The organism is Phocoenobacter atlanticus subsp. cyclopteri (genome assembly GCF_018343795.1).
Taxonomy (GTDB): Bacteria; Pseudomonadota; Gammaproteobacteria; order Enterobacterales; family Pasteurellaceae; genus Phocoenobacter; species Phocoenobacter atlanticus.
In genome coordinates this window covers 525,819-549,551 of record NZ_CP074346.1, presented here as the reverse complement: position 1 = coordinate 549,551, position 23,733 = coordinate 525,819, and the positions used below count along the sequence as shown (strand labels likewise).

Below are 23,733 nucleotides of genomic sequence, written 5' to 3'. Positions count from 1 at the left end.
CAAATTTTAAATAAAATGTTACCGCTTAAACATCATCATTTACTCTTTTTAAACCAACTGCATCAATACTCTACGCACAGGCTCTGCGGCACCCCATAATAATTGGTCACCGACTGTGAAAGCAGATAAATACTCCCCGCCCATATTTAATTTACGTAAACGTCCTACAGGGATACTTAAAGTTCCTGTTACTTTAGCTGGGGTAAGTTCTTTTAAGGTTGCTTCTTTTTCATTTGGAATGACTTTTACCCATTCATTGTGGCTTGCTAAAATTTCTTCAATTTCAGCTAATGGCAAATCTTTTTTCATTTTGATGGTAAAAGCCTGACTATGACAACGCAATGCACCAATTCGCACACATAAGCCATCAATCGCAATTGGATCATCACTTAACCCTAGAATTTTATTGGTTTCGACATAGCCTTTCCACTCTTCTTTAGTTTGACCATTATCTAACAAAGCATCGATCCACGGAATTAAACTGCCACCTAAAGGAGCACCAAAGTTCTCAGTAGGGAAACTATCTTGTTGCATTCTTGCGGTTACTTTACGTTCAATATCTAAAATAGCACTGGCTGGATTATCTAATTCATCTGAAACGACATTTTTTAATTCGCCCATTTGAGTTAGTAATTCACGCATATTTTTAGCCCCTGCACCACTCGCCGCTTGATAAGTTGCTACAGAGACCCATTCCACTAAATCTTTTTCAAATAAGCCACCTAATGCCATCAACATTAAACTTACGGTACAATTTCCGCCCACAAAGGTTTTCACCCCTTTGTTAAGTCCTTCATCGATCACTTTTTGATTGACAGGATCAAGAACAATAATTGCTTCCTCTTTCATTCGCAATGTTGAAGCCGCATCAATCCAATAGCCATTCCAACCTGTTGCACGTAATTTAGGATAAACTTCTGAAGTGTAATCCCCACCTTGACAAGTGACAACAATATCTAATTTTTTTAATTCTTCAATATCAAAAGCATTTTTTAATTGACCAGCTTGTTTACCACCAAATTCTGGAGCGGATTGCCCCGCTTGTGATGTCGTGAAATAAATAGGATTAAAACGAGCAAAATCTTGCTCTTGTTCCATTCTATCCATTAACACAGATCCAACCATTCCACGCCAACCAACTAAACCCACATTTTGCATTTGTTATACTCCTTAAATTTTTTATTGTGTTTGCAACTTTCGATTGTATAAGATTTTTGATTAAAAACAATACTCTTATGTTATTTACAATAAAAATTGTATTTAGTTTGGTTTGTATTTCTATAAAATTTTATTTTGAAGTATAATTCTTTACCTAACCCAAATTCTAAAAATACACAAATGGAATGATAAATGAAATCCGCAATACTCACGCTTAATACAACAGCATTGCATAATAATATAAAACGTATCAAAAGCTTAGCACCAAACAGTAAGCTTTGTTCCGTCATTAAAGCGAATGGTTATGGTCAAACTATTCCTCATTTAATTAACACTTTAAAAAATAAAGTTGATGCTTTTGCTGTCGCACGTATTTCTGAGGCAATGACTATTCGTCAACTTGATTATCAAGGTACGGTTTTATTATTAGAAGGATTTTTTAATGAAAGAGAATTACAACAAGTTGTTAAAAAAAATTTAGATACAGTAGTTCATAATTTTGAACAAATTGAGATGATTGAAAATTTGCAAAAAGTAAATAAAATCATACCGCTTCCTATTAATGTTTGGATAAAAATTGATACAGGAATGCACCGTTTAGGTTTTCAACCTGAAGATGTCGATAACGCCTTTCAACGTTTAGAGAAATGTGAATTTGTAGGTCAAATTCGTTTTATTTCTCATTTCAGTTGTGCTGATGAGCCTGAAAATGATTATTCTAAAAAACAAATTTGTTGTTTTGAAAAAGCCACTGAGGGTTATACCAATGAACGCAGTATGGCAGCATCAGGGGGAATTTTATATTGGTCACAATCCCATTATGATTGGATCCGAGCTGGAATTATTCAACAGGGGATTTCACCTAACTATACCCCTATTAAAGAACTCGGTTTTCAACCAACAATGACCCTTTCCTCGACACTGATTGCGGTGAGAAAACACCGTGCGGGTGAACCAGTAGGTTATGGTAATTATTGGGTCAGTGAAAAAGATACAAAACTTGGTGTTGTCGCCATTGGCTATGGAGATGGTTACCCTCGCAATGCACCTTATGGAACACCAGTTTGGGTGAATGGTCGTAAAGTACCTATTGTGGGGCGAGTTTCAATGGATATGCTTACCGTAGATTTAGGCATTGATAGTACCGACAAAATGGGAGATAAAGTTATTTTATGGGGCGAAGAATTACCCATTGAAGAAGTTGCAAAAGCGATTGGTGTGATTAATTATGAATTGGTGACTCAAATTACCCCACGAGTAGATATTGAGTATAAAGAATAATGAGTGTTGAAAATTGGCAACGCGGGTTTGTATTACATCGCAGAGAATATAGCGAAAGTAGTTTACTGGTCGATTTTTTTACTGAGCATAGTGGACGTATTACATTATTAGCCAAAGGTGCAAGACGAGTACGTTCACCATTAAAATCCGTATTACAACCTTTCACCCCTTTATTATTGCGTTGGAGTGGCAAAGGGGAACTGAAAACATTAACCAAAGCAGAACCCGCCTCATTAAGTTTACCAATGCAAACAATGGCTTTATATAGTGGCTTTTATGTTAATGAAATTTTGGTAAAAACCTTAGAAAATCATACCGCTTACCCTGAATTATTTCAGCATTATTTAAACTGTATTACTCAGCTAGCAGTACAACCTCAACAAATTGAAGCGACTTTACGCACTTTTGAATTTCAACTCTTAAAAGCGTTAGGATATGAAGTCAGTTTTAGTCATTGTGCTGCAACGGGTAAACCTATAGAACCAACGATGAGCTATCAATTTCAAGAAAAAAAAGGCTTTATTGCCTCATTATTACAAAATAATCAAAGTTATCTAGGCAAAGATTTATTAGCATTTAATCAACTTGATTTTAGTGAGCAATCCACTCGACAAGCTGCAAAATATTTCACTCGAACCACACTAAAAGCCTTTTTAGGATCAAGTCCTCTTAAAAGCAGAGAGTTGTTTCAACAAATCATCAAAAAATAGTGCAAAATATAGATTTTTATTCCATTCTTCTTTACAATGGTTAGATCAATTTTCACTTTTTAAATTTTATATCTACAGGAAAACACAATGACTGATTATAAAAATACATTAAATTTGCCTGAAACAGGCTTTCCAATGCGTGGCAACCTTGCTAAGCGTGAACCTGAAATGTTAAAAAACTGGTATGACAAAGGTTTATATCAAAAAATTCGCGAGTCAGCGAAAGGTAAAAAGAGCTTTATTTTGCACGATGGTCCTCCTTATGCGAACGGTAATATTCATATCGGACACGCCGTAAATAAAATTTTAAAAGATATGATTATTAAATCAAAAACCGCATTAGGTTTTGATTCGCCTTATATTCCAGGTTGGGATTGTCACGGCTTACCGATTGAATTAAAGGTAGAAGGTATTGTAGGTAAACCAAATCAGAAACTTTCTGCTGCAGAGTTTCGTAAAGAATGTCGTAAATATGCAACTGAACAAATTGAAGGTCAGAAAAAAGATTTTATTCGTTTAGGTGTATTAGGGGATTGGGATAATCCTTATCTAACAATGAATTTTGACACCGAAGCAAATATTATTCGTGCATTCGGAAAAATGGTGGCAAATGGTCACTTATACAAAGGTTCAAAACCGGTTCACTGGTGTTTAGATTGTGGTTCATCATTAGCAGAAGCAGAAGTTGAATATGAAGATAAAACATCACCATCAATCTATGTACGTTTCAGTGCGGTAAACGAGCAAGAAATCGAACAGAAATTTAATGCGAAGGGCGAAGGTAAAATTTCAGCCGTTATCTGGACAACTACCCCTTGGACAATGCCATCTAACCGTGCGATTGCATTAAGTGCAGAGTTAGAATATCAATTAGTACAATTCGGCGATGAGCGTGTAATTTTAGCGGCTGAATTAGTTGAAGAAGTAGCAAAAGAAGTGGGCGTTGAAGACTATCAAGTCTTAGGTTCAGCGAAAGGTAAAGAGTTAGAATTATTACGTTTTAACCACCCATTCTATGCATTTGATGTACCATTTATTTTAGGCGATCACGTTACTACTGACGGCGGTACAGGTTTAGTACATACCGCACCAGATCACGGTCAAGACGACTATGTGATTGCACGTCAATATAATATTGAAATGGCTGGCTTAGTGGGTAACGATGGTAAATTTACATCAAGTACAGAATTTTTTGCAGGCTTAGGCGTATTTGAATCAAACGGTGCGGTGTTACAAAAATTAGATGAAACTGGCTCGTTGATGAAAATGAAAAAAATTCGTCATAGCTATCCACATTGTTGGAGACACAAAACACCGATTATCTTCCGTGCGACACCACAATGGTTCGTGGGAATGGAAACACAGGGCTTGCGTAAATTAGCTTTAGGCGAAATCAAAAATGTACGTTGGATTCCAGATTGGGGTCAAGCTCGTATTGAGAAAATGGTTGAAAACCGTCCTGACTGGTGTATCTCTCGTCAGCGTACTTGGGGCGTGCCTGTTACTTTATTTATTCACAATGAAACCGAAGAATTACATCCACGCACTGTTGAATTAATTGAAGAAGTAGCGAAACGTGTTGAAAAAGATGGAATTCAAGCGTGGTGGGATTTAGATCCGAAAGAATTACTTGGCGAAGATGATGCTCAAAATTACCGTGCAGTAAAAGATACCTTAGATGTATGGTTTGACTCAGGATCAACTTATGCGTCTGTGGTACAAAATCGTGCTGAATTTAATGGTAACGACATCGATCTTTACTTAGAAGGTTCAGATCAACATCGTGGTTGGTTTATGTCATCACTAATGCTTTCTTGCTCAACAGACAATAAAGCACCATACAAACAAGTCTTAACCCACGGTTTCACAGTGGACGGTCAAGGACGTAAAATGTCTAAATCGATCGGAAATATCGTAACGCCACAAGAAGTAATGGATAAATTTGGTGGTGATATTTTACGTTTATGGGTAGCTTCAACAGACTACACAGGCGAAATGACAGTTTCTGATGAAATCTTAAAACGTTCAGCGGATGCTTATCGTCGTATTCGTAACACTTCACGTTTCTTATTAGCAAACTTAAACGGCTTTGATCCCAAAACAGATTGTGTGAAACCAGAAGAGATGATTAGTCTTGACCGCTGGGCGGTAAGCTGTGCATTAGAGGCACAAAAAGAGATTATTGAAGCGTATGATAATTATCAATTCCACACCGTTGTACAACGTTTAATGCGTTTCTGTTCAATTGAAATGGGATCGTTCTACTTAGATATTATCAAAGACCGTCAATATACTACAAAAGCGGACAGTGTTGCTCGTCGTAGTTGTCAAACAGCGTTATGGCATATTTCAGAAGCCTTAGTGCGTTGGATTGCACCAATTCTTTCATTCACAGCAGACGAAATTTGGAATTGCTTACCTGAAATGGATCGTGCGGAATTTGTGTTTACCGAAGAATTCTACACTGGTTTATTTGGTTTAGATGAGGCGGATCAGTTGGATAATGCTTACTGGCAACAGCTTTTAGCCGTACGAACAGAAGTGAACCGAGTATTAGAACAAGCTCGTAATGATAAAGTGATTGGTGGTGCATTAGAAGCCAAAGTGACCCTTTATGTAAATAAAGAGCTTCAAGAGTCATTGGAAAAACTACGCAATGAGTTACGTTTTGTGTTAATTACATCACAAGTAATTTTGAAACCTCTTGCTGAAGCTGATGTCCAAGTCGGTGAATTAGATGGCTTAGCCGTGAAAGTGGAACGTGCCGAAGGTGAAAAATGTCCACGTTGCTGGCATTTTTCAACAGATATCGGCTCACACGCAGAACACGGTGCAATCTGTGGTCGTTGTGTAGAAAACGTAGCGGGTGCAGGCGAACAACGTCATTTTGCGTAATGATGATCTGTAGAGACAGGGCATACCCTGTCTTTATCTATTTTTAACTTTATTACAAGCGGTCACATTTGAGAAAAATTTTGCAAATCTATCATTATTTACGGGAGAGAAAAATGCTAACAGCGTTAAAAATAAAGAAAGCAAAATCTCACTTAGAAAAATTAAAATATATACCAACAGAAGCTGAAAATATTGAGTTTCTTTTGGATACTGTTTTGTTTAAAAAGCATATTTTATCCCTTATTCAACAGGCTAAATCTCGTATTTATATCACTTCTTTATATTGGGAAAAAGATGAAGCAGGTCAAGAGATTTTAGATGCACTTTATCAAGCAAAATTAGCACGCCCTGAATTAGATATCAAAGTACTGGTTGATTGGCACCGTGCTCAACGAGGACGAATAGGTGAAAAAGAAGCAGGAAGTAATGCTGACTGGTATTATGAAATGCACCAGAAATATGCCAATGATAAACAAAATGAAATTCCTTTTTATGGTGTACCTATAAATAGTAGAGAGCTTTTTGGTGTATTGCATTTAAAAGGTTTAGTCTTTGATGATACCCTGCTTTATAGTGGTGCAAGCATTAATAATGTTTATTTACATCAATTAGATAAATATCGTTGCGATCGTTATCACCAAATTAAAAATCAAGCCTTAACCGATTCAATTGTTCATTTTACTAATGAACATATTTTAAGCCAAGAAGCCGTAAATCGTTTAGATGTATTAGAACGAAAAAAAACTACAGAAATTCGCCCTCAAATAAAAGCATTTCGTAAATATTTAAGTCATCAGCAGTACCAACTTTCAAAACCTTATCAAGAAGAAGGATTAGGCTTATCTTTACTATTAGGATTAAAACGTAAAAAAAATCAATTAAATAAAACCATTGAAGCTCTATTTTTTTTAACAGAACAAAAATTAACAATTTGTACTCCTTATTTTAATTTCCCAATTACTATTAGAAATCGTATTGCGTGGTTATTAAAAGCAGGTAAACAGATTGAGATTGTAGTGGGAGACAAAACAGCCAATGATTTTTATACTAAGCCTGAAGAGAAATTCACTCTAGCTTCTGCATTACCTTATCTTTATGAAAAGAACTTACGTGCTTTTTGTAAGCGTCATCAACGCTACATTGATAATGGGCAATTAATTATTCGTTTATGGAAAAATGAGGAAAATACTTATCACCTTAAAGGCGTGTGGATTGATCATCAATATATTTTATTAACAGGAAATAATTTAAACCCAAGAGCTTGGCGATTAGATGCCGAAAATGCGGTATTAATTTCAGATCCAAAAGAGGAATTAAAACCAAAAGCCGTTCAAGAATTGACAAAAATTCGAGAACATACACAAATTTTAAAACATTATACAGATTTGGAAATAGTGCAAGATTACCCTAAAGATGTACGTAAAGTTTTAAAACGATTTGGTCGTATTAAATTAGATAAAGTAATTAAAATGCTACTTTAAGCGGTCACATCAAATCAAAAATTTACAAATTTTATGGCATTATTGATAACAACAAAATGTACTAACTGTGATATGTGCGAGCCTGAATGTCCCAATCAGGCAATCTCAATGGGCGATGAAATTTATGTTATTGATCCTGCACTCTGTACAGAGTGTGTCGGTCATTATGAAATACCCACCTGTCAAAAGGTTTGTCCTATTTCAAATTGCATAAAAAAAGATCCCGATAATGAAGAAACACAAGAGCAATTATGGGAACGCTTTGTGATGATTCATCATTTTAATGAAATTTAACTCGGCGTAAGGAAATAAAATGAATAAGAAAAAATTAGTAACAAGTGTCGTTTCTCTTGTGATTGGAGCAGGGATTATGTTATTTTCAAGTAAAGAAACTGTGTCAGCAAAATCTCAACACAATAATCAAACAAAAACCGCCCAATATTCAAGTCAACATTTGGATTACGATACAGATATGCACCGAGATAAATATGGGCAGAATAAAGTATCTGTTGATTATTATATGCTAGCTCTTTCTTGGTCACCTGGTTTTTGTGAATATAAGAAAAAATCAACACAGGGAAATCTACCAAGAAGTTTACAATATCAATGTGCGAACCCTCATAAATTTGGTTGGGTTATTCACGGATTATGGCCTCAAAATCGTTCAGCTCGTCAAATTGATCAGCATCCTCGTTTCTGTCAAGGAGATTTACCGCCAGTTGATGAGCGTATTATTGAAAAATATATGCGAGAAGCACCTGGAAAACCTTTATTGCAAGGCGAATGGGAAAAACACGGTGCTTGTGCATTTAAACAACCACAAGATTACTTCAATATGCAAAGAGCATTGTATAACGATTTAAAATTACCTAATAAAAAATTAAATCGTAAAGCCTTATTCCGTTGGATGCGTGATAATAATCCCAAATTAAGAAATGTCTATTTAGGTGCATCTCGTAATGAACTTTATATTTGCTACAATAAAAAATGGCAACCAATAAACTGCCCTAAGCATCATTAAATATATTGTAATCACCTATCTTTAGGATGGGCATTTTTACAGAAACTAAAAACATAAGAATAATAGATCAATTTATTATCAATATAGGTAAATAGAAGATATGAGTTTTGTAATTGGACAACGCTGGATCAGTGAAAGCGAAAGTAGTCTAGGACTAGGAATTATAACAGCAATAGATAATCGCACAGTGACGGTGATGTTCCCTGCTGCTGATGAACAGCGAGTATATGCGATTGACGTTGCACCTTTAACTCGTGTGACTTTTAAAAAAGGCGATACAGTAACCAGCGAAGAAGGTTGGACGTTAGAAATTACCGATTTAATGGTAAATCAAGATGTTGTGATCTATTTTGGGATCCGTAGCGACACCAACGAAGAAACCGTGTTAGCAGAAATGCGATTAGATCATAAGATCAGTTTTAGTCGTCCACAAGATCGTCTGTTTGCTGCTCAAATTGATCGTAGTGATCGTTTTGCATTACGCTATCGTTCGTTACAACATCAACAAGCTCAATATCTATCGCCACTGCGTGGAATGCGTGGTATTCGTGCCAGTTTAATTCCGCACCAATTACATATCGCCAAAGAAGTGGGTAAACGCCTTGCACCACGCGTACTTTTAGCCGATGAAGTGGGGTTAGGTAAAACCATTGAAGCGGGAATGATTTTACAACAACAGCTTTTTTCAAGCCGTGTAAACCGTGTTTTAGTGTTAGTCCCTGAAAGTTTACAACATCAATGGCTGGTGGAAATGCTACGTCGTTTTAACTTGAAGTTTTCCCTGTTTGATGAAGAACGTTGTAGCGACTTTTTTGATGAAGAAATGGGCGTTGAGCTTAATCCTTTTGAAAGTGAATCCTTAGTGATTGCCTCAATTGACTGGTTAGAAAAATCTCCAAAACGCTCACGAGAAGTACTTGAAGCTGAGTGGGATATTTTGATTGTTGACGAAGCCCACCATTTAGAATGGAATGAAGAAAAACCAAGCGTAGCATATCAATTCGTTGAACAGCTTTCTGCACAGGTTCCATCGGTATTATTACTTACTGCCACCCCTGAACAATTAGGGCAAGAGAGCCATTTTGCACGCTTAAAATTACTGGATAGCGATCGTTTTTACGATTACCAAGCCTTCGTACAGGAGCAAGCACAATATCAACCTGTGGCAAGTGCGGTTAATACCTTATTGAACGACCAACCATTAAGTACGCAAGAGCAAAACAGTATCAGCGATTTATTGCCAGAAGAAGACGTTGAGCCAATGTTCCGTATTATCAATGCCAAAGATTGCGATGAAGAACAGCAAACCGCAGTTCGCCAAGAGTTAATCAAAGAACTTATCGACCGTCACGGCACAAGTCGAGTGTTATTCCGTAATACACGAGCTGGCATAAAAGGCTTCCCACATCGTGTGTTCAACCAAATTACGGTGGCAATGCCAGAGATTTATCAACACATCGTTGATGATTTAATCGAGCCAAGCCTTGAAGAATTACTTTACCCTGAAAATATCTTGCTCAATGATGATCCAGAAGCTAAATGGGGCGAACTTGACACTCGTATCGAATGGTTAATTTCATTCTTGCAACAACACCGTGATGAAAAAATCTTTGTGATTTGTAAACACGCCAATACAGCGATTGAGCTTGAACAAATCCTCCGAGAAAAAGAAGCAATCCGTTGTGCAGTATTCCACGAGAGAATGTCGATTGTGGAACGTGATCGTGCGTCGGCTTACTTTGCTCAGCAAGAAGAAGGGGCGAATGTCTTAATCAGTTCAAGTATCGGTTCTGAAGGGCGTAACTTCCAATTTGCACACCATTTAGTACTGTTTAATTTACCAGATAACCCTGATTTATTAGAGCAAAGTATCGGACGTTTAGATCGTATCGGACAGCGTTGTGATATTCAAATTTTCGTGCCTTGTTTTGAAAATTCTGCCCAAGCACGCTTAACCCAGTGGTATCACGAAGGATTAAATGCCTTTGAAGAAACTTGCCCAATGGGAAGTGCCATTTTTGCAGAATTTAAACAAAATCTGACCGCTTATTTACAAAATCCAACCCAAGATGGCTTTGAAGATTTATTAAATCAAACCAAACAACGTCAGCAACAGCTTAAATTAGAGCTAGAAACAGGACGTGATCGCCTATTAGAAATCAATTCAAACGGCGGCGATGAAGCACAACAACTCGCCCTTGATATTGCCGCAGAAGATAACTCGCCAGAGCTTGTGAGCTTTATTTTACACCTGTTTGATATTATCGGTTTAGAGCAAGAAGATTTAGGCGAGCAAAGTATCGTTATCAAACCAACAGGGCATATGGTTGTGCCTGATTTCCCAGGATTATCAGAAGAAGGGAATACCGTTACCTTTAACCGTGATCTTGCCTTAATGCGAGAAGAAATTGAGTTCTTAACGTGGGATCACCCAATGGTGCGTAATGGTATCGATTTAATTACCTCAGGGGACATCGGTAAAACCGCCATTTCTCTGCTTGTGAATAAACACTTACCTGCTGGCACACTGTTGCTAGAAGCGATTTATGTGGTTGAAACCCAAGCACCAAAATCCTTGCAATTAACCCGTTTCTTACCGCCAACGCCTGTGCGTATTTTAGTGGATAAAAACGGCAAAAATATGGCAGAGCAAGTGTCGTTCTTTGGGCTTGAAAAACAGTTAAAACCATTGAAAAAACAGATGGCAAATAAAATTGTGAAAATGGCACGCAACGACATTGAAAACTTAATCAAATTAAGTGAACAGGCGATCGTCAGCCAAGCACAATCATTGATTGACGAGGCGAAACACAATGCCGATCAAACCCTAACCGCTGAATTGCACCGTTTAACCTCACTTCAAGCAGTTAATAAAAATATCCGTGCCGATGAAGTGCAAGCGTTAGAGCAAATCAGAGAACAATCTCTGGCTGAATTAGAACAAGCAAACTGGCGTTTAGACAGCCTGCGTGTGATTGTTAGCAATCAAGGGTAAGACGAAGAATGGCATTGATCGAATACAATCCCCCGCTCGAACCTTATTTAGAAGAAGTGTACCGTGATGATTACATCACGGTTATCAAAAAACCAAGCGGACTGCTTTCTGTTCCAGGGGCAAGACCGGAATATCAAGACAGTGCAATGTTCCGAGTGTTGCAAAAATACAAATTCGCCCAGCCAGTACACCGTTTAGATATGGCAACAAGCGGGCTAATTTTATTCGCATTAAGCAAAAATGCAGAAAAAGAACTTAAACGCCAATTCCGAGACCGAGAACCTGAAAAACATTACCAAGCATTACTTTGGGGAAAATTTGGAGAAGTCGGCGAGACAGGGACGATCAGCTATCCGCTGATCTGTGACTGGGAAAATCGCCCACGCCAAAAAATTTGCTACGAACGTGGCAAACAAGCGGTCACATTTTATGAAGTTCTTGCACATTACCCAAATAACACCACAAGGGTTAAACTTACCCCACACACAGGGCGATCACACCAATTGCGATTGCACGCTCTCGCACTCGGACACCCAATTATCGGCGATAAATTTTACGCTAATCCCTTAGCCAAAAGCCTCTCCCCAAGATTGTGCCTCCACGCCCAAATGCTGACGATTACCCACCCAGTCAAAGGGGAAAGAATGCAATTTGAGAGCGACGTGCCGTTTTAGAATTTGTACCGTAACGTCAAGCCACGCCTTGACGAATAAATACATAATAATTAAATTGAACAGGGCATACCCTATTCCTACTGTTCGATGTAACCTAAACTGCGTAATGCTCGTTCATCATCTGCCCAGCCTGCTTTCACTTTAACCCAAAGTTCTAAATAGACTTTAGCATCGAATAAACGTTCCATATCGTGACGAGCTTCTGTACCCACTGTTTTAATTCGGCTTCCACCATTTCCGATGACCATTTTTTTCTGACCATCACGTTCCACTAAAATTAAACCGTTGATTTCATAAATACCACGTTCATTAATATTAAATTTTTCAATTTCCACAGTCACTGAATAAGGTAATTCTTCACCTAAAAAACGCATTAATTTTTCACGGATAATTTCTGATGCCATAAAACGTTGTGAGCGGTCTGTGACGTATTCTTCTGGAAAATGATGAATACCCTCACGTAATGATTTTCTAACAATACTTTTTAACGCATTAACATTTTTTCCACGTTCTGCTGAAATAGGTAAAATGTCCTTAAAATCAAATTTTTGAGAAAGTTCTGTAATATGAGGAAGTAAAATTTCTTTATCTTTAATATTATCTACTTTATTTATCGCCAATACCACTGGAGCTTTCGTCGCACGAAGTTTATTTAATACCATTTCATCATCATCATTCCATTTTGTGCCTTCAACCACGAAAATGACTAAATCCACATCACTAATTGCACTACTTGCGGCTTTGTTCATTAAACGGTTAATAGCACGTTTCTCTTCAATATGAAGCCCTGGTGTATCAACATAAACAGCTTGATACTGTTCTTCTGTATGAATACCTAAAATACGATGACGAGTCGTTTGTGCCTTACGAGAGGTAATAGAGACTTTTTGCCCTAAAATCTTGTTTAAAAGAGTGGATTTACCTACATTTGGTCGTCCCACAATAGCAATAAATCCACAATATGTTTTTGTTTGAGTTTCTGTCATTTTATTTCTTCTATAAATAATTATTTTTTTAATTTTAGCATTTCAATTACTTGATCTGCTGCATTTTGTTCCGCTTTACGGCGACTTGTTCCAGTACCAATAAATTCTTGATCTAAATTTTGAATTTTACAGAGCACTTTAAACGTTTGATTATGTGCCTGCCCTTTAATATCAAAAACTTCATAACTTGGTAGTGATAATTTTCTACCTTGTAAATATTCTTGTAAACGTGTTTTTGGATCTTTTTGTGCATCTCCTGGTGAAATTTCATCGAGTAATGCACTGTACCAATCCCATACTCGTTCAACAACTTTATCCATATTCTTTTCAGAATCAAGAAAAATGGCAGCAATAATCGCCTCCACACAGTCTGATAAAATAGAGTCTCGACGAGCCCCCCCACTTTTCAACTCACCTGATCCTAATTTTAGGTATTCCCCTAAATTAAACTTACGGGCAATAATGGCTAAGGTTTTTTCACGCACCAGTGTTGCTCGCATTCGGCTCAATTCTCCTTCTTGAGATTGAGGGAATTTATTATATAACGCATAGCCAATCGCAAAATTTAAAATTGAATCACCTAAAAATTCTAAGCGTTCATTATTTTTAGCACCTGCACTTCTATGTGTTAGAGCTTGTTTCAAATTATCAATATTTTCAAATTGATAACCTAACTGCTTTTGTAATTGTTCTAATTTCATTTTACCTTTATGTCTTCCTATAATAAGGGTTATTTAATTTTAGTGAAAAATCTGTTCCATCTTAATCCCGTTGGATATTTATCTTGTTTTTTGTCTAAACTTAGCCAAATAAATACCGCTTTACCCACTATATTTTTTTCTGGTACAAAACCCCAAAAGCGACTATCTTGACTATTATCACGATTGTCTCCCATCACAAAATAATGCCCTTGTGGTACTTTCCATTCACCATCTGCCATCCCCTCTTGTTTAAAATAATAAGGTTCATAATTAAATGCTTGTGGGTTATTTAAAATTTGATGAGTTATGTCTCCCTGCTCTGTTCTTTCAATTTGCATAGTGCCATAATAAAAGAACTCAGGATTTGGTGTTCCGCCACTATATTTAAATACGTGTTTTTCTTCCCCTAACTTTTTATCGTGAATAACAGTTAATTGACGAGTCAAAGCATCAAACTTAACGGTGTCCCCACCTACTCCTACAACACGTTTAATATAATCAACATTTGGTTGTGGTGGTGCTTTAAATACAATGATATCCCCACGCTCAGGATGTCCTGTTTCAATTAAAGTATTTTGCCAAATTGGATCTTTAATACCATAAGCAAATTTTTCAACTAAAAGAAAATCGCCTACCCGCAAAGTTGGTTCCATTGAACCAGACGGAATTTGAAAAGGCTCAAAAATAAAAGAACGGAAAATAGTGACTATAGTTAAAACACCAAATAATGAGGCTAAAAATTCGCCTATCATTGATTTTGGTAAAATTGCCTGCTTTTGTTCTTCCGTTAAAGTTGTCCCTAATCGAGTTTCTTCTTGTGTAATTCTAGCTTGACGGCGAGGGGATAAAATAAATTTGTAATAGCACCAAAAAGCACCACAAATCACCACTAACCCAACAAGTATAATTGATATTGTATTAGGAAGTTGCAACGCATCTAACCCTAACCAAACTCCATATAAAACAACAAGAAAAACAATGAGAAAAAGGTTTTCCATTAAAAATAATCTCCTAAAATTTCAAGTGACGGCGATTTTGTAAAAAATAAATAAAATCTTACCGCTATAACCGAACTATTGTACGTTATTTTTGACCTTAGAGAAACATTAGCGTTCATTTTATATTGTGCTAATCTAAAAATAAGTATTATATAAATAACAAAATATCCTCTAATCTTCTCTATCAAATAGATATTATACTACGCTCTTTTCTGCAAATTTTTTATTTAATGTCACCGCCTACCCTACTCATTTCTAGCCAATTTGTTTTTTTTAACGTAAAATAATGAATATTTTCAATTTTCAATAGGTTTTCTCTGTGAAAAAACGTGATTATATTCGCCCTCAAAAAAAAGCAGCTAATAATACAAAAAGTGTTATTGCTTCAGTTGTTGTAATTCTACTTTTTGCAATCGCATTACTTTGGTTTTTAAAAGAAAAATCACCAATACAGTCTGTTACCCCTATAATATCTCAAAAATCAGAGAATATTCCATCATTGCCGAGTTATCCTGAAAAAAGTTATAGCTATATTAAAGAGTTACAAACTCACGAAATTTCAATTGATGATAGCGAAGCAGCATTAACTGAACAAGCTAAATTAAGTGAGGCTCAGCAAACTCTTTTAAAAGAGAGACAATTACTGGAAAGAGAAAAGGTTGAAGAAAAAGAGGTTACTGAACAAGCTCAGCAAACTCAAAAATTAGACAACCTCATTTTAGAAAAGTCTCAGTTAAACACAAAGAAAAAAAATAAAATAGTGAAACAATTTGGTATTCAGTGTGGTGCTTTTAAAAATAAAGCTCAAGCAGAGAATATGTATGCAAGACTTACTATGGCTGGCTTTGAACCTCAAATTACAACCAACGCTGGTTGGAATCGTGTAATTGTAGGACCTTTAGGTAATCGTGATGCGGCAAATAAAGCAATGAAAAAAGCGGGAAAAGTAGCAGATTGTTTGGTTATCGGAATGTAATATTATAGACTCATACATAAACCCCATAATTTGTATTAAATTATGGGGTTTAATCTTATTTATTGTGCAACATTCTCTTCAAGTTGTTTAAAATATTTCACCGTTTTTACTTTAAGCTCCTGCGTTGCTGGTTCATCACATACCACGACAGCTCTTCTATGCAACTGTAAGCTACTTACCGTCCATAAATGATTAATTGGTCCTTCAACACAAGCCTGTAGAGCTAAGGCTTTATTATAACCTGTTACAAGTAATAGAACCTCTTCAGCATCCAGCAAGGTATTTACCCCTATTGTTAATGCAAATTTAGGTACTTTGTTAATATCATCATCAAAAAAACGAGAATTCGCAATAAGGGTGTCTTCCGTTAATGTTTTAATTCGAGTATAGGATGAAAGTGAAGATGCAGGTTCATTAAAAGCAATATGACCATCAACCCCAACGCCTCCCATAAAGAGATGAATTTTACCATAAGAACGAATTTTTTCTTCGTACTCTTGGCATTCTTTATCAACATCCTGTGCCATTCCATCTAGAATATGGACATTGTCAGGATTAATATCAATATGCTTGAAGAAGTTTTCAAACATAAAGTAGTGGTAACTTTGAGGATGCTCTTTTGGTAATCCCACATATTCATCCATATTAAAAGTCACCACATTTTTGAAACTCACTTTACCCGCTTGATAATATTCAATCAGTTTATTATAAGTTTTTAACGGTGTACCTCCCGTTGGTAAACCTAATACAAATGGTTTTTCGGCTGTTGGATTAAATTGATTAATGCGATCAACAATATATTTTGCAGACCACTCGCTCACTTCTTCACTGGTTGTTAAGGGTATTAATCTCATAATTTTTCCTTTTTAGTAATTTATTTTATTTTAGTACGTTGTTTTAAAATAACATCTAACGTTTTTTGCTTATTTTTCGTGGCGTTTTTCTCATCTTCTTTCACAATTAACATATAGAGTAAATCTAATACAAATAATTGTGCAATTTTAGTCCGAAGAGAATCACCTTGCAACTTCCCCTGTTTATTTCCGTTAATCAATACTAAATCTGAAACTTTAGTAATTGGAGAACGTAAATTATGCGTAAGAGCAACCGTTTTTGCACCATTTTCCTTAGCTATAGTAAGGGCTTGTACAATTTCTTGCGAAAATCCAGAGTGACTAATACCAATAACCACATCTGTGTCATTCATTAATGCTGCTTGCATATACATAAAATGATTATTTGTAATAGCATCAACGAGAAGACCAATTCGCATAAATTTAGTTTTTGCGTCTTCTGCACTTAATCCTGAAGTCCCCACACCAAACAAAAAAATTCGTTTTGCTCTCTGTAATATTTTTACTACTCTCTCTAGTTCTTCAAAGTCTAAAAGATTAATTGTCTCTTCCGTCACTCGGTTAATATTATTTTGTAACTTCTTTGAAATTTCAAAATAAGAATCTTTTGCACAAACATCTTCTTCAAAGATGATATTTTTTTCTTTAATCTTTGTTGCTAATTCAATAGCCAAAGCTAACTTAAAATCAGTAAATCCTTTAAAACCTAAAGTTCGACAAAAACGAATAAAAGTAGCCTCGCCAATATTCAAAATATCAGCAATTTCAGATAACGAACATTGTGCTAGCTGCTCTGGTGTATGTAGTAAAGTATCCGCTATACGTTTTTCTGTTTTTGTTAAACTGTTATATAGCGAACTAATAATATCCAAAATATTACTGCTAACCATTGATTTTTCTCTACAATTTTATACGAATGACGATTAAGATTAAATAATTTTTGAAGTGTTATTTATTTTATGGATAGTTGAAGTGGAGTCAATTAATCAAAAATAGAAGTGTGATCTAGATCACTTTTATTTGCAAAAAATAACTAAAATGTTACCGCTTAAAATACTCTTGTAAAGGCATAATACTATGCCTCTACAAATTCCAAAGATAAAACTACTCTTCTTTAGCTTTAACACGCACACCCAATTCCGCCAACGCTTGCGGATTTGCAAAGCTTGGCGCTTCGGTCATCAAGCAAGATGCTGTGGTTGTTTTAGGGAATGCGATGACATCACGAATATTTTCTGTGCCTGTCAGTAGCATTGTTAAACGGTCTAAACCAAAGGCTAAACCTGCGTGTGGTGGTGTACCATATTTTAATGCTTCAAGTAAGAAACCAAATTTTTCTTTTTGATCTTGCTCTGAAAGCCCTAAAAGATTAAACACGGCTTGTTGCATTTCAGGTCTGAAAATACGCACTGAACCGCCGCCCACTTCGTAACCGTTGATAACCATATCGTACGCATTTGCTACCGCACCTTTTGGATCTTTCATCAATTCTTCTGCGGTTAAATCACGTGGCGAAGTGAATGGGTGGTGCATTGCTGACCAGTTGCCTTCATCATCTTTTTCAAACATTGGGAAGTCAATCACCCAAAGTGGTTTCCATTCGTCTAATTTGGTTAATTCTAAATCACGTCCCACTTTTAAGCGTAATGCCCCCATTGCATCGGTCACGATATTTGCTTTATCTGCACCGAAGAAAATGATATCGCCATTTTGTGCATTGGTTCTTTCAAGTAAGCCTTTAACGACTTCTTCATTTAAGAATTTAGCCACAGGGCTTTGTAAACCTTCAAGACCCGCGTCAACATCATTGACTTTTGCCCACGCTAAGCCTTTTGCACCATAAATGCCGACAAATTTGGTGTAATCATCAATGTTTTTACGGGTTAAACTTGCACCATTTGGCACACGAAGTACGGCTACTCGTCCGTCTTCATCATTGGCAGGACCGCTAAACACTTTAAAATCAACATCTTTCACTAAGTCTGCTACGTCCACTAATTCTAATGGGTTACGTAAATCTGGTTTATCTGAACCATAACGACGCATTGCTTCTTCAAAGGTCATAATAGGGAATTCACCTAAATCGACATTTAAGCGATCTTGCCATAAACCACGGATCATTTTTTCCATTACTGCACGTACTTCTTCGGCAGTCATAAAGCTGGTTTCCACATCGATTTGGGTAAATTCAGGTTGACGATCCGCTCGTAAATCTTCATCACGGAAACATTTTACGATTTGGTAATAACGGTCAAAACCAGACATCATTAACAACTGTTTGAAAAGCTGTGGCGATTGTGGAAGGGCGTAGAATTTACCGTTATGCACACGGCTTGGTACTAAATAATCTCTCGCACCTTCAGGGGTTGCTTTAGTTAGCATTGGGGTTTCAATATCTAAGAAACCGTTATCGTCCATAAAACGACGTACGAAGCTGGTAATTTTAGCACGTGCTTTGAAACGCTCAGCGATTTCAGGACGACGTAAATCTAAATAACGGAATTTTAAACGCTGTTCTTCACTGTTGTTTTGGTTGAAATCTAACGGTAAATTAGCTGCATTGTTATAGACTTCTAACTCTTTGACTAAAACTTCGATTTCGCCTGTTGCCATTTCTTTATTGATTTGGCTTTCATCACGAGCAATCACATCGCCTTGAATTTTCACACAAGCTTCGTTACGTAAACTTGATGCTTGCTTGAAAAGTGCTTCATTTTCTTTATCAAAAAATACTTGCACAATGCCTTCACGGTCACGAATTTGTACAAAAATAAATTGCCCTAAGTTGCGTACACGATGTACCCAACCACTTAAAGTTACACTTTGCCCAACGTGGCTGGCGTTTAATTGCCCACAATAATGAGAACGCATCATAAAAATTATTCCTTTTAAATTAAAAATTAAGTCAGATAACTAAGTTATATAGTTATTATTATAACGGAAAAGCGGTAAGATTTAAGGGAAAATTTGCAAATTTATAGGGATTTTAATGAATTTTTTATTTTAACTAGAATTAGTTATACTGCCATTTTGTAAAAAAGTCTGTTTTTATAAAAAACCAACGATTTAAATTGTAGCGACAAAGCATCCTTTGTCGAATAAATACATCGTTTTGTAGTTTATTAAAATTTTTTTCATCAATGTATGCATTAACGCTACATTTTGGGAATATTTTAAATATATAGCTAAAGTAAATCTTATGTCATAATATTTTGCTTGTAAATCAATCAAATAATAATTTTACCTGTATATAAATAGGAATAAAATAGCCCTATAAAAATATCCATTTTTTTAGTAAAATTATTTTATATCCTATTTGTTCATACGGAGGTTTTTATGAATATTAAAAAATTAATCGTTCCTACGATCGCAGCATTAACTATCGGTTATCTAAGTTACTATTACAGTAATTATTATAAACAAGATAAAGTTTCAGATATAGAAAATAAAATTATTGGGCAATGGGATTGTAATCTGCATATTGGAGCAAAAAATGGCAATATAAAATTTCAATATAACTTCAGAGAAGATCATTCTTTTTCAAATATCATCTCTCTTGATCTATTTGGTAACCCAAATAAATATTATTCCATTAAGGTAACAGGTCATTTTCAAGCTGAAAAAGAAAATTTACGCTTAAATGAAGAAGCTTGTGAGGTTGTAAATCGTAGTACAGATACACAATATACTCCATCTAATATAGAAGAAAAATTATCAGACTGTGAAAACAATACTTCATCAGATAATGCAAGTGTATTTCCTGTGCTTTCTCTCAATGATACTGAAATGTCATTAAAAGCTACCCCAAAAGGAAGGTGGATTTGTGAGAAGATAAAATAAACTTTATGACTCAAATGTAGATACTATTAAGAAAACAAGCGGTAACATTTCAATAAAAATTGACAAATTGCAAAATTTTATAAAAATCTCACCGCTTAAATAAAAAAATGGTGACCGATTTAATCGATCACCATTATTGATTTTGTTACTCGGAAAATTACGGCATTATCAAATTAGGAATAAAGGTAATAATTTGAGGGAAGATCGTAATCAACACAAGGGTAATAAATATTGGAATAATAAATGGAATTACCCCTTTAGTTACCGTTGATACCGTCATATTTCCGACTCGAGCCACCACAAACAATGCCATTCCCATTGGTGGTGTTAAGATACCAATCATCATATTTAATGTCGTCAAAACTCCGAAGAAGACAAGATCGATTCCAAAATGAATCGCAATTGGAATAAGCATTGGTAACACTAAAAATTGCAGTGCTAATGCATCAATAAACATTCCTAAAAATAGTAATAGCAAGTTTATCATTACTAATACACCAAGTTGAGAATCCGCTACCGCAACAAAAATTTCTGCAATTCTCATCGCTACTTGTTCACGTGCAATCATATCGCCAAAGAAAGTAACGGTCATTACCATCAGTACAGTTACCCCTGTGATTGCAATAGTTTCAATACAACCATCAAAAAGAATTTTTAAGGTTAACTCTTTATAAACAAAGAACCCAATAATCATTGAATATAAGGCTGCAATTACTGCTGCTTCTGTTGGTGTAAAGTAACCTGAGAAAATACCGCCAATAATGATAATTGGGGTTAAAATTGCCCAAATAGCACTTTTAAACGCTTCCCAACGCTCTTTCTGACTAGCTTTAGGTGTTGGTTTATAACCACGCTTTTTAGACACAAAGTAGTTCATTATCATCAAAGCGATAGTAATCAATACGCCTGGTACAAAACCTGCAACGAAAAGTTTTGCAATAGATTCATTGGCAATTACTCCATAAATGATCATTGCAATAGAAGGTGGTACAAGAGGACCGATAATACAAGATGCTGCAGTGATCCCACCACAAATATCATCATCATAACCCGCATCTCGCATTGCTTTAATTTCAAGTTGCCCTAAGCCTCCTGCATCTGCAAGTGCTGACCCAGACATTCCTGAAAAAATTAAACTTGCTCCAATATTTACGTGCCCCATACCACCAATATGATGACCTAACATTGCTTTGGCAAAATGGAATATTCTTTCTGTAATTCCCCCTGTATTCATTAATACACCAGTAAGAATAAAGAAAGGCACGGATAATAAAGTAAAACTGTTCAAGCTATCAATCAGTTTTGGTGCAGCATCTAAAACAATTTCCCAACGTGTAAGAGAAAAATAAACCACACTTGAGATAAAGAGAGACCAACCTACTGGCACACCTAAGAACATTATGATTAACCAAAAGATCAGTGCAACATAAACGGCATCTTCACCAAAATCAACATATTGTTGAAAATCTAAAAATGAGAAAATATCAGGTGTTACTACAATAAGAGAAAGTACCAATACACTGATAAGAATAAAAAAGGTACCTGAAATATAAGAAATATTATGTTTAACATTTTGATATTGAATTTCAATAAATCGGATAAGTACTAAAATAGATAAAAATGGCAATGGAGCATAAAGCCATTTTTCGCTAATCCCTAAATCATCTAAGGTAAAAAACGCATCATTAAAGACATAAAATCCAAATTTAATAAATAGAATTAAACAAACCCAAATAATGAATTGAGTACAGGTATAAGTAATTTTACGTACCCTTTCAGACATAAAGTTAGTAATAAAATCAATAAAAATATGCTGTTGTTTTTTTACACCTATACTAATTCCAAGCAAAGAAGCATAAGTAAAAATTAAACGAGATAACTCTTCTGTTCCCACAATTGGCACATTAAAAAGACGAGAAATGATTTGTACCAATAAAATACCAAAAATTACAAGTAATAAGAATGCTCCCGTATATTCTTCTAATTTTTTTATTAAGTTCATAATATCTCCGAGATAAAATCATAAATAAAAGCAATCCCCATCGAAGTGAAGATTGCTTATAAATGCATCGTTAAAATTTTTAAATTATTTTAATTTAAGAATTTCTTCAATCGCTTTTTTACCTTCTTCACCTTGTGCTTTGATATACTCATCATAGAATGGTTTCATCGCATTTTGGAAAGGTTTAGTATCTGGATAAATAACTTTAATACCTTTAGCTTTAAATGATTCTACAAGTTTTTGCTCATCACCTTGGAATAACTCAGTGTGATATTTAGCCGCTTTAACTGCAGCGTCTTTCACAACTTTTTGTAAATCTGCTGGTAATTTATGCATTGTTTTACTACTTGCAAGATACAATTGGTCATTTAAAATGTGATTAGTCATTGCTAAATAAGGTTGAACCTCATAGAATTTTTTCGCATCAATTAATGATAATGGGTTTTCTTGAGCATCCACTGCATTAGTTTGTAATGCTAAGTAAACTTCAGAGAAAGCCATTGAAACTACGCTTGCACCAGTATATTTACCATAGGCTTTATTTGCTGGAGCACCTGGTACACGAAGTTTTAACCCTTTCATATCTTCAATAGAATTAATTGCTCGGTTTGAAGTTGTTTGACGAGTTCCATTATAACCATCTGCCAACACTGTAATTCCAAGTTTTTTGTTAATTTTTTTCAATAAATCTTGACCAAATTCAGTCTCAAAAACAGCTTTTTTAGAAGTTTCAAAATCTTTGAAAAGGTAAGGAAGTGCAAATACTTGTGCCTCTTCAAATCCTGGGAAAGAAGCGAAACGACCAGATTCAGCAAAAGTGAAATCTAAGCGACCTTTTGAAAGTGATTTCATCATTTTCAAGTCATTACCAAGAACACCATCTGCTAGTAATTTAACTTCAATTTTTCCTTTTGAATTTTTTGCGACTTCATCTGCAAATAATTTTGCTGCTTTATATTCATTAGAATTTGTACCTGCTTGCATACCAAATTGCAGATCATAATCTGCAGCAAATGCAGTACCAACCAAACCAGCACATAATGCAACTAATAATGATTTTTTAAATTTCATTTGTATTTCTCCTTATGGGTTAATGACAGTGCTATTCTATAAACAAAAAATTCATTTTTAAACACAAAAATGAATTTTTATTTCAAAATT

General features: G+C 35.5%; 19 protein-coding genes. 10 read left to right on the top strand and 9 right to left on the bottom strand.

The annotated features are described in order from the left end of the window. Positions 1 to 48: 48 nt before the first annotated feature. A complete protein-coding gene (gene asd, locus KGI96_RS02490; RefSeq protein WP_211598792.1) occupies positions 49 to 1,158 on the bottom strand; it encodes an aspartate-semialdehyde dehydrogenase in 1,110 nt (369 codons plus the stop codon). Between the two features lie 192 nt (positions 1,159 to 1,350). Here asd and alr point away from each other — a divergent pair, with 192 nt between their 5' ends. The 8 genes from alr (at position 1,351) to rluA (ending at position 12,215) form a co-directional block, all read left to right on the top strand. Further along, a complete protein-coding gene (gene alr / locus KGI96_RS02485) occupies positions 1,351 to 2,439 on the top strand; it encodes an alanine racemase (RefSeq protein ID WP_211598794.1) in 1,089 nt (362 codons plus the stop codon). Further along, positions 2,439 to 3,149, top strand: a complete 711-nt coding sequence (recO, locus tag KGI96_RS02480; RefSeq protein WP_211598796.1) for a DNA repair protein RecO — start codon at positions 2,439 to 2,441, stop codon at positions 3,147 to 3,149. Before alr ends, recO begins: the two co-directional genes overlap by 1 nt. Positions 3,150 to 3,236: 87 nt before the next feature. Beyond that, the gene (gene ileS, locus KGI96_RS02475; protein ID WP_211598798.1) at positions 3,237 to 6,044 is read left to right on the top strand and encodes an isoleucine--tRNA ligase; all 2,808 of its coding nucleotides are present in this window, start codon (positions 3,237 to 3,239) and stop codon (positions 6,042 to 6,044) included. Positions 6,045 to 6,157: 113 nt separating this feature from the next. Further along, complete coding sequence (pssA, locus tag KGI96_RS02470) at positions 6,158 to 7,525, top strand: CDP-diacylglycerol--serine O-phosphatidyltransferase (RefSeq protein WP_211598800.1); 1,368 nt, start codon at positions 6,158 to 6,160, stop codon at positions 7,523 to 7,525. A gap of 33 nt (positions 7,526 to 7,558) precedes the next feature. Beyond that, positions 7,559 to 7,819: a YfhL family 4Fe-4S dicluster ferredoxin gene (locus KGI96_RS02465; RefSeq protein WP_211598802.1), complete on the top strand. Its 261-nt coding sequence runs from the start codon at positions 7,559 to 7,561 to the stop codon at positions 7,817 to 7,819. Between the two features lie 19 nt (positions 7,820 to 7,838). Further along, positions 7,839 to 8,546, top strand: coding sequence for a ribonuclease T2 family protein (locus KGI96_RS02460; RefSeq protein WP_211598804.1), 708 nt, complete (start codon positions 7,839 to 7,841; stop codon positions 8,544 to 8,546). A 100-nt stretch (positions 8,547 to 8,646) separates the two neighbouring features. After that, positions 8,647 to 11,541: an RNA polymerase-associated protein RapA gene (gene rapA, locus KGI96_RS02455; RefSeq protein ID WP_211598809.1), complete on the top strand. Its 2,895-nt coding sequence runs from the start codon at positions 8,647 to 8,649 to the stop codon at positions 11,539 to 11,541. An 8-nt stretch (positions 11,542 to 11,549) separates the two neighbouring features. Continuing rightward, on the top strand, positions 11,550 to 12,215 hold the full coding sequence (gene rluA / locus KGI96_RS02450; protein WP_211598811.1) for a bifunctional tRNA pseudouridine(32) synthase/23S rRNA pseudouridine(746) synthase RluA: 666 nt from the start codon (positions 11,550 to 11,552) through the stop codon (positions 12,213 to 12,215). Positions 12,216 to 12,292: 77 nt separating this feature from the next. Here the strand turns inward: rluA and era are convergent, their stop codons facing one another. The 3 genes from era to lepB are packed head-to-tail and all read right to left on the bottom strand — an operon-like array spanning position 12,293 to position 14,900. Beyond that, the gene (gene era / locus KGI96_RS02445; RefSeq protein WP_211598814.1) at positions 12,293 to 13,201 is read right to left on the bottom strand and encodes a GTPase Era; all 909 of its coding nucleotides are present in this window, start codon (positions 13,199 to 13,201) and stop codon (positions 12,293 to 12,295) included. Positions 13,202 to 13,221: 20 nt separating this feature from the next. After that, a complete protein-coding gene (gene rnc / locus KGI96_RS02440) occupies positions 13,222 to 13,902 on the bottom strand; it encodes a ribonuclease III (protein ID WP_211598816.1) in 681 nt (226 codons plus the stop codon). Positions 13,903 to 13,931: 29 nt separating this feature from the next. Beyond that, positions 13,932 to 14,900 (bottom strand): signal peptidase I, encoded by a 969-nt coding sequence (gene lepB, locus KGI96_RS02435; protein ID WP_211598817.1) that lies wholly within the window; start codon positions 14,898 to 14,900, stop codon positions 13,932 to 13,934. Between the two features lie 319 nt (positions 14,901 to 15,219). On the opposite strand from lepB, the gene KGI96_RS02430 reads away from it, so the two are divergent. After that, positions 15,220 to 15,876 (top strand): SPOR domain-containing protein, encoded by a 657-nt coding sequence (locus KGI96_RS02430; protein ID WP_211598819.1) that lies wholly within the window; start codon positions 15,220 to 15,222, stop codon positions 15,874 to 15,876. 59 nt (positions 15,877 to 15,935) lie between these two features. On the opposite strand, the gene nagB is transcribed toward KGI96_RS02430, so the two are convergent. The 3 genes from nagB to aspS form a co-directional block, all read right to left on the bottom strand. Further along, on the bottom strand, positions 15,936 to 16,730 hold the full coding sequence (nagB, locus tag KGI96_RS02425) for a glucosamine-6-phosphate deaminase (protein ID WP_211598821.1): 795 nt from the start codon (positions 16,728 to 16,730) through the stop codon (positions 15,936 to 15,938). Positions 16,731 to 16,750: 20 nt separating this feature from the next. Then, positions 16,751 to 17,620 (bottom strand): MurR/RpiR family transcriptional regulator, encoded by an 870-nt coding sequence (locus KGI96_RS02420; protein ID WP_211598823.1) that lies wholly within the window; start codon positions 17,618 to 17,620, stop codon positions 16,751 to 16,753. Between the two features lie 214 nt (positions 17,621 to 17,834). Further along, positions 17,835 to 19,604: an aspartate--tRNA ligase gene (gene aspS, locus KGI96_RS02415; protein ID WP_211598825.1), complete on the bottom strand. Its 1,770-nt coding sequence runs from the start codon at positions 19,602 to 19,604 to the stop codon at positions 17,835 to 17,837. A 462-nt stretch (positions 19,605 to 20,066) separates the two neighbouring features. On the opposite strand from aspS, the gene KGI96_RS02410 reads away from it, so the two are divergent. Beyond that, complete coding sequence (locus KGI96_RS02410) at positions 20,067 to 20,570, top strand: hypothetical protein (protein ID WP_211598826.1); 504 nt, start codon at positions 20,067 to 20,069, stop codon at positions 20,568 to 20,570. A 157-nt stretch (positions 20,571 to 20,727) separates the two neighbouring features. On the opposite strand, the gene KGI96_RS02405 is transcribed toward KGI96_RS02410, so the two are convergent. Next, on the bottom strand, positions 20,728 to 22,572 hold the full coding sequence (locus KGI96_RS02405) for a TRAP transporter large permease subunit (RefSeq protein ID WP_211598828.1): 1,845 nt from the start codon (positions 22,570 to 22,572) through the stop codon (positions 20,728 to 20,730). 84 nt (positions 22,573 to 22,656) lie between these two features. Beyond that, positions 22,657 to 23,643 carry a sialic acid TRAP transporter substrate-binding protein SiaP gene (locus tag KGI96_RS02400; protein ID WP_213156537.1) on the bottom strand — a complete coding sequence of 329 codons (987 nt, stop codon included), beginning with the start codon at positions 23,641 to 23,643 and terminating at the stop codon, positions 22,657 to 22,659. Positions 23,644 to 23,733 lie beyond the last annotated feature (90 nt).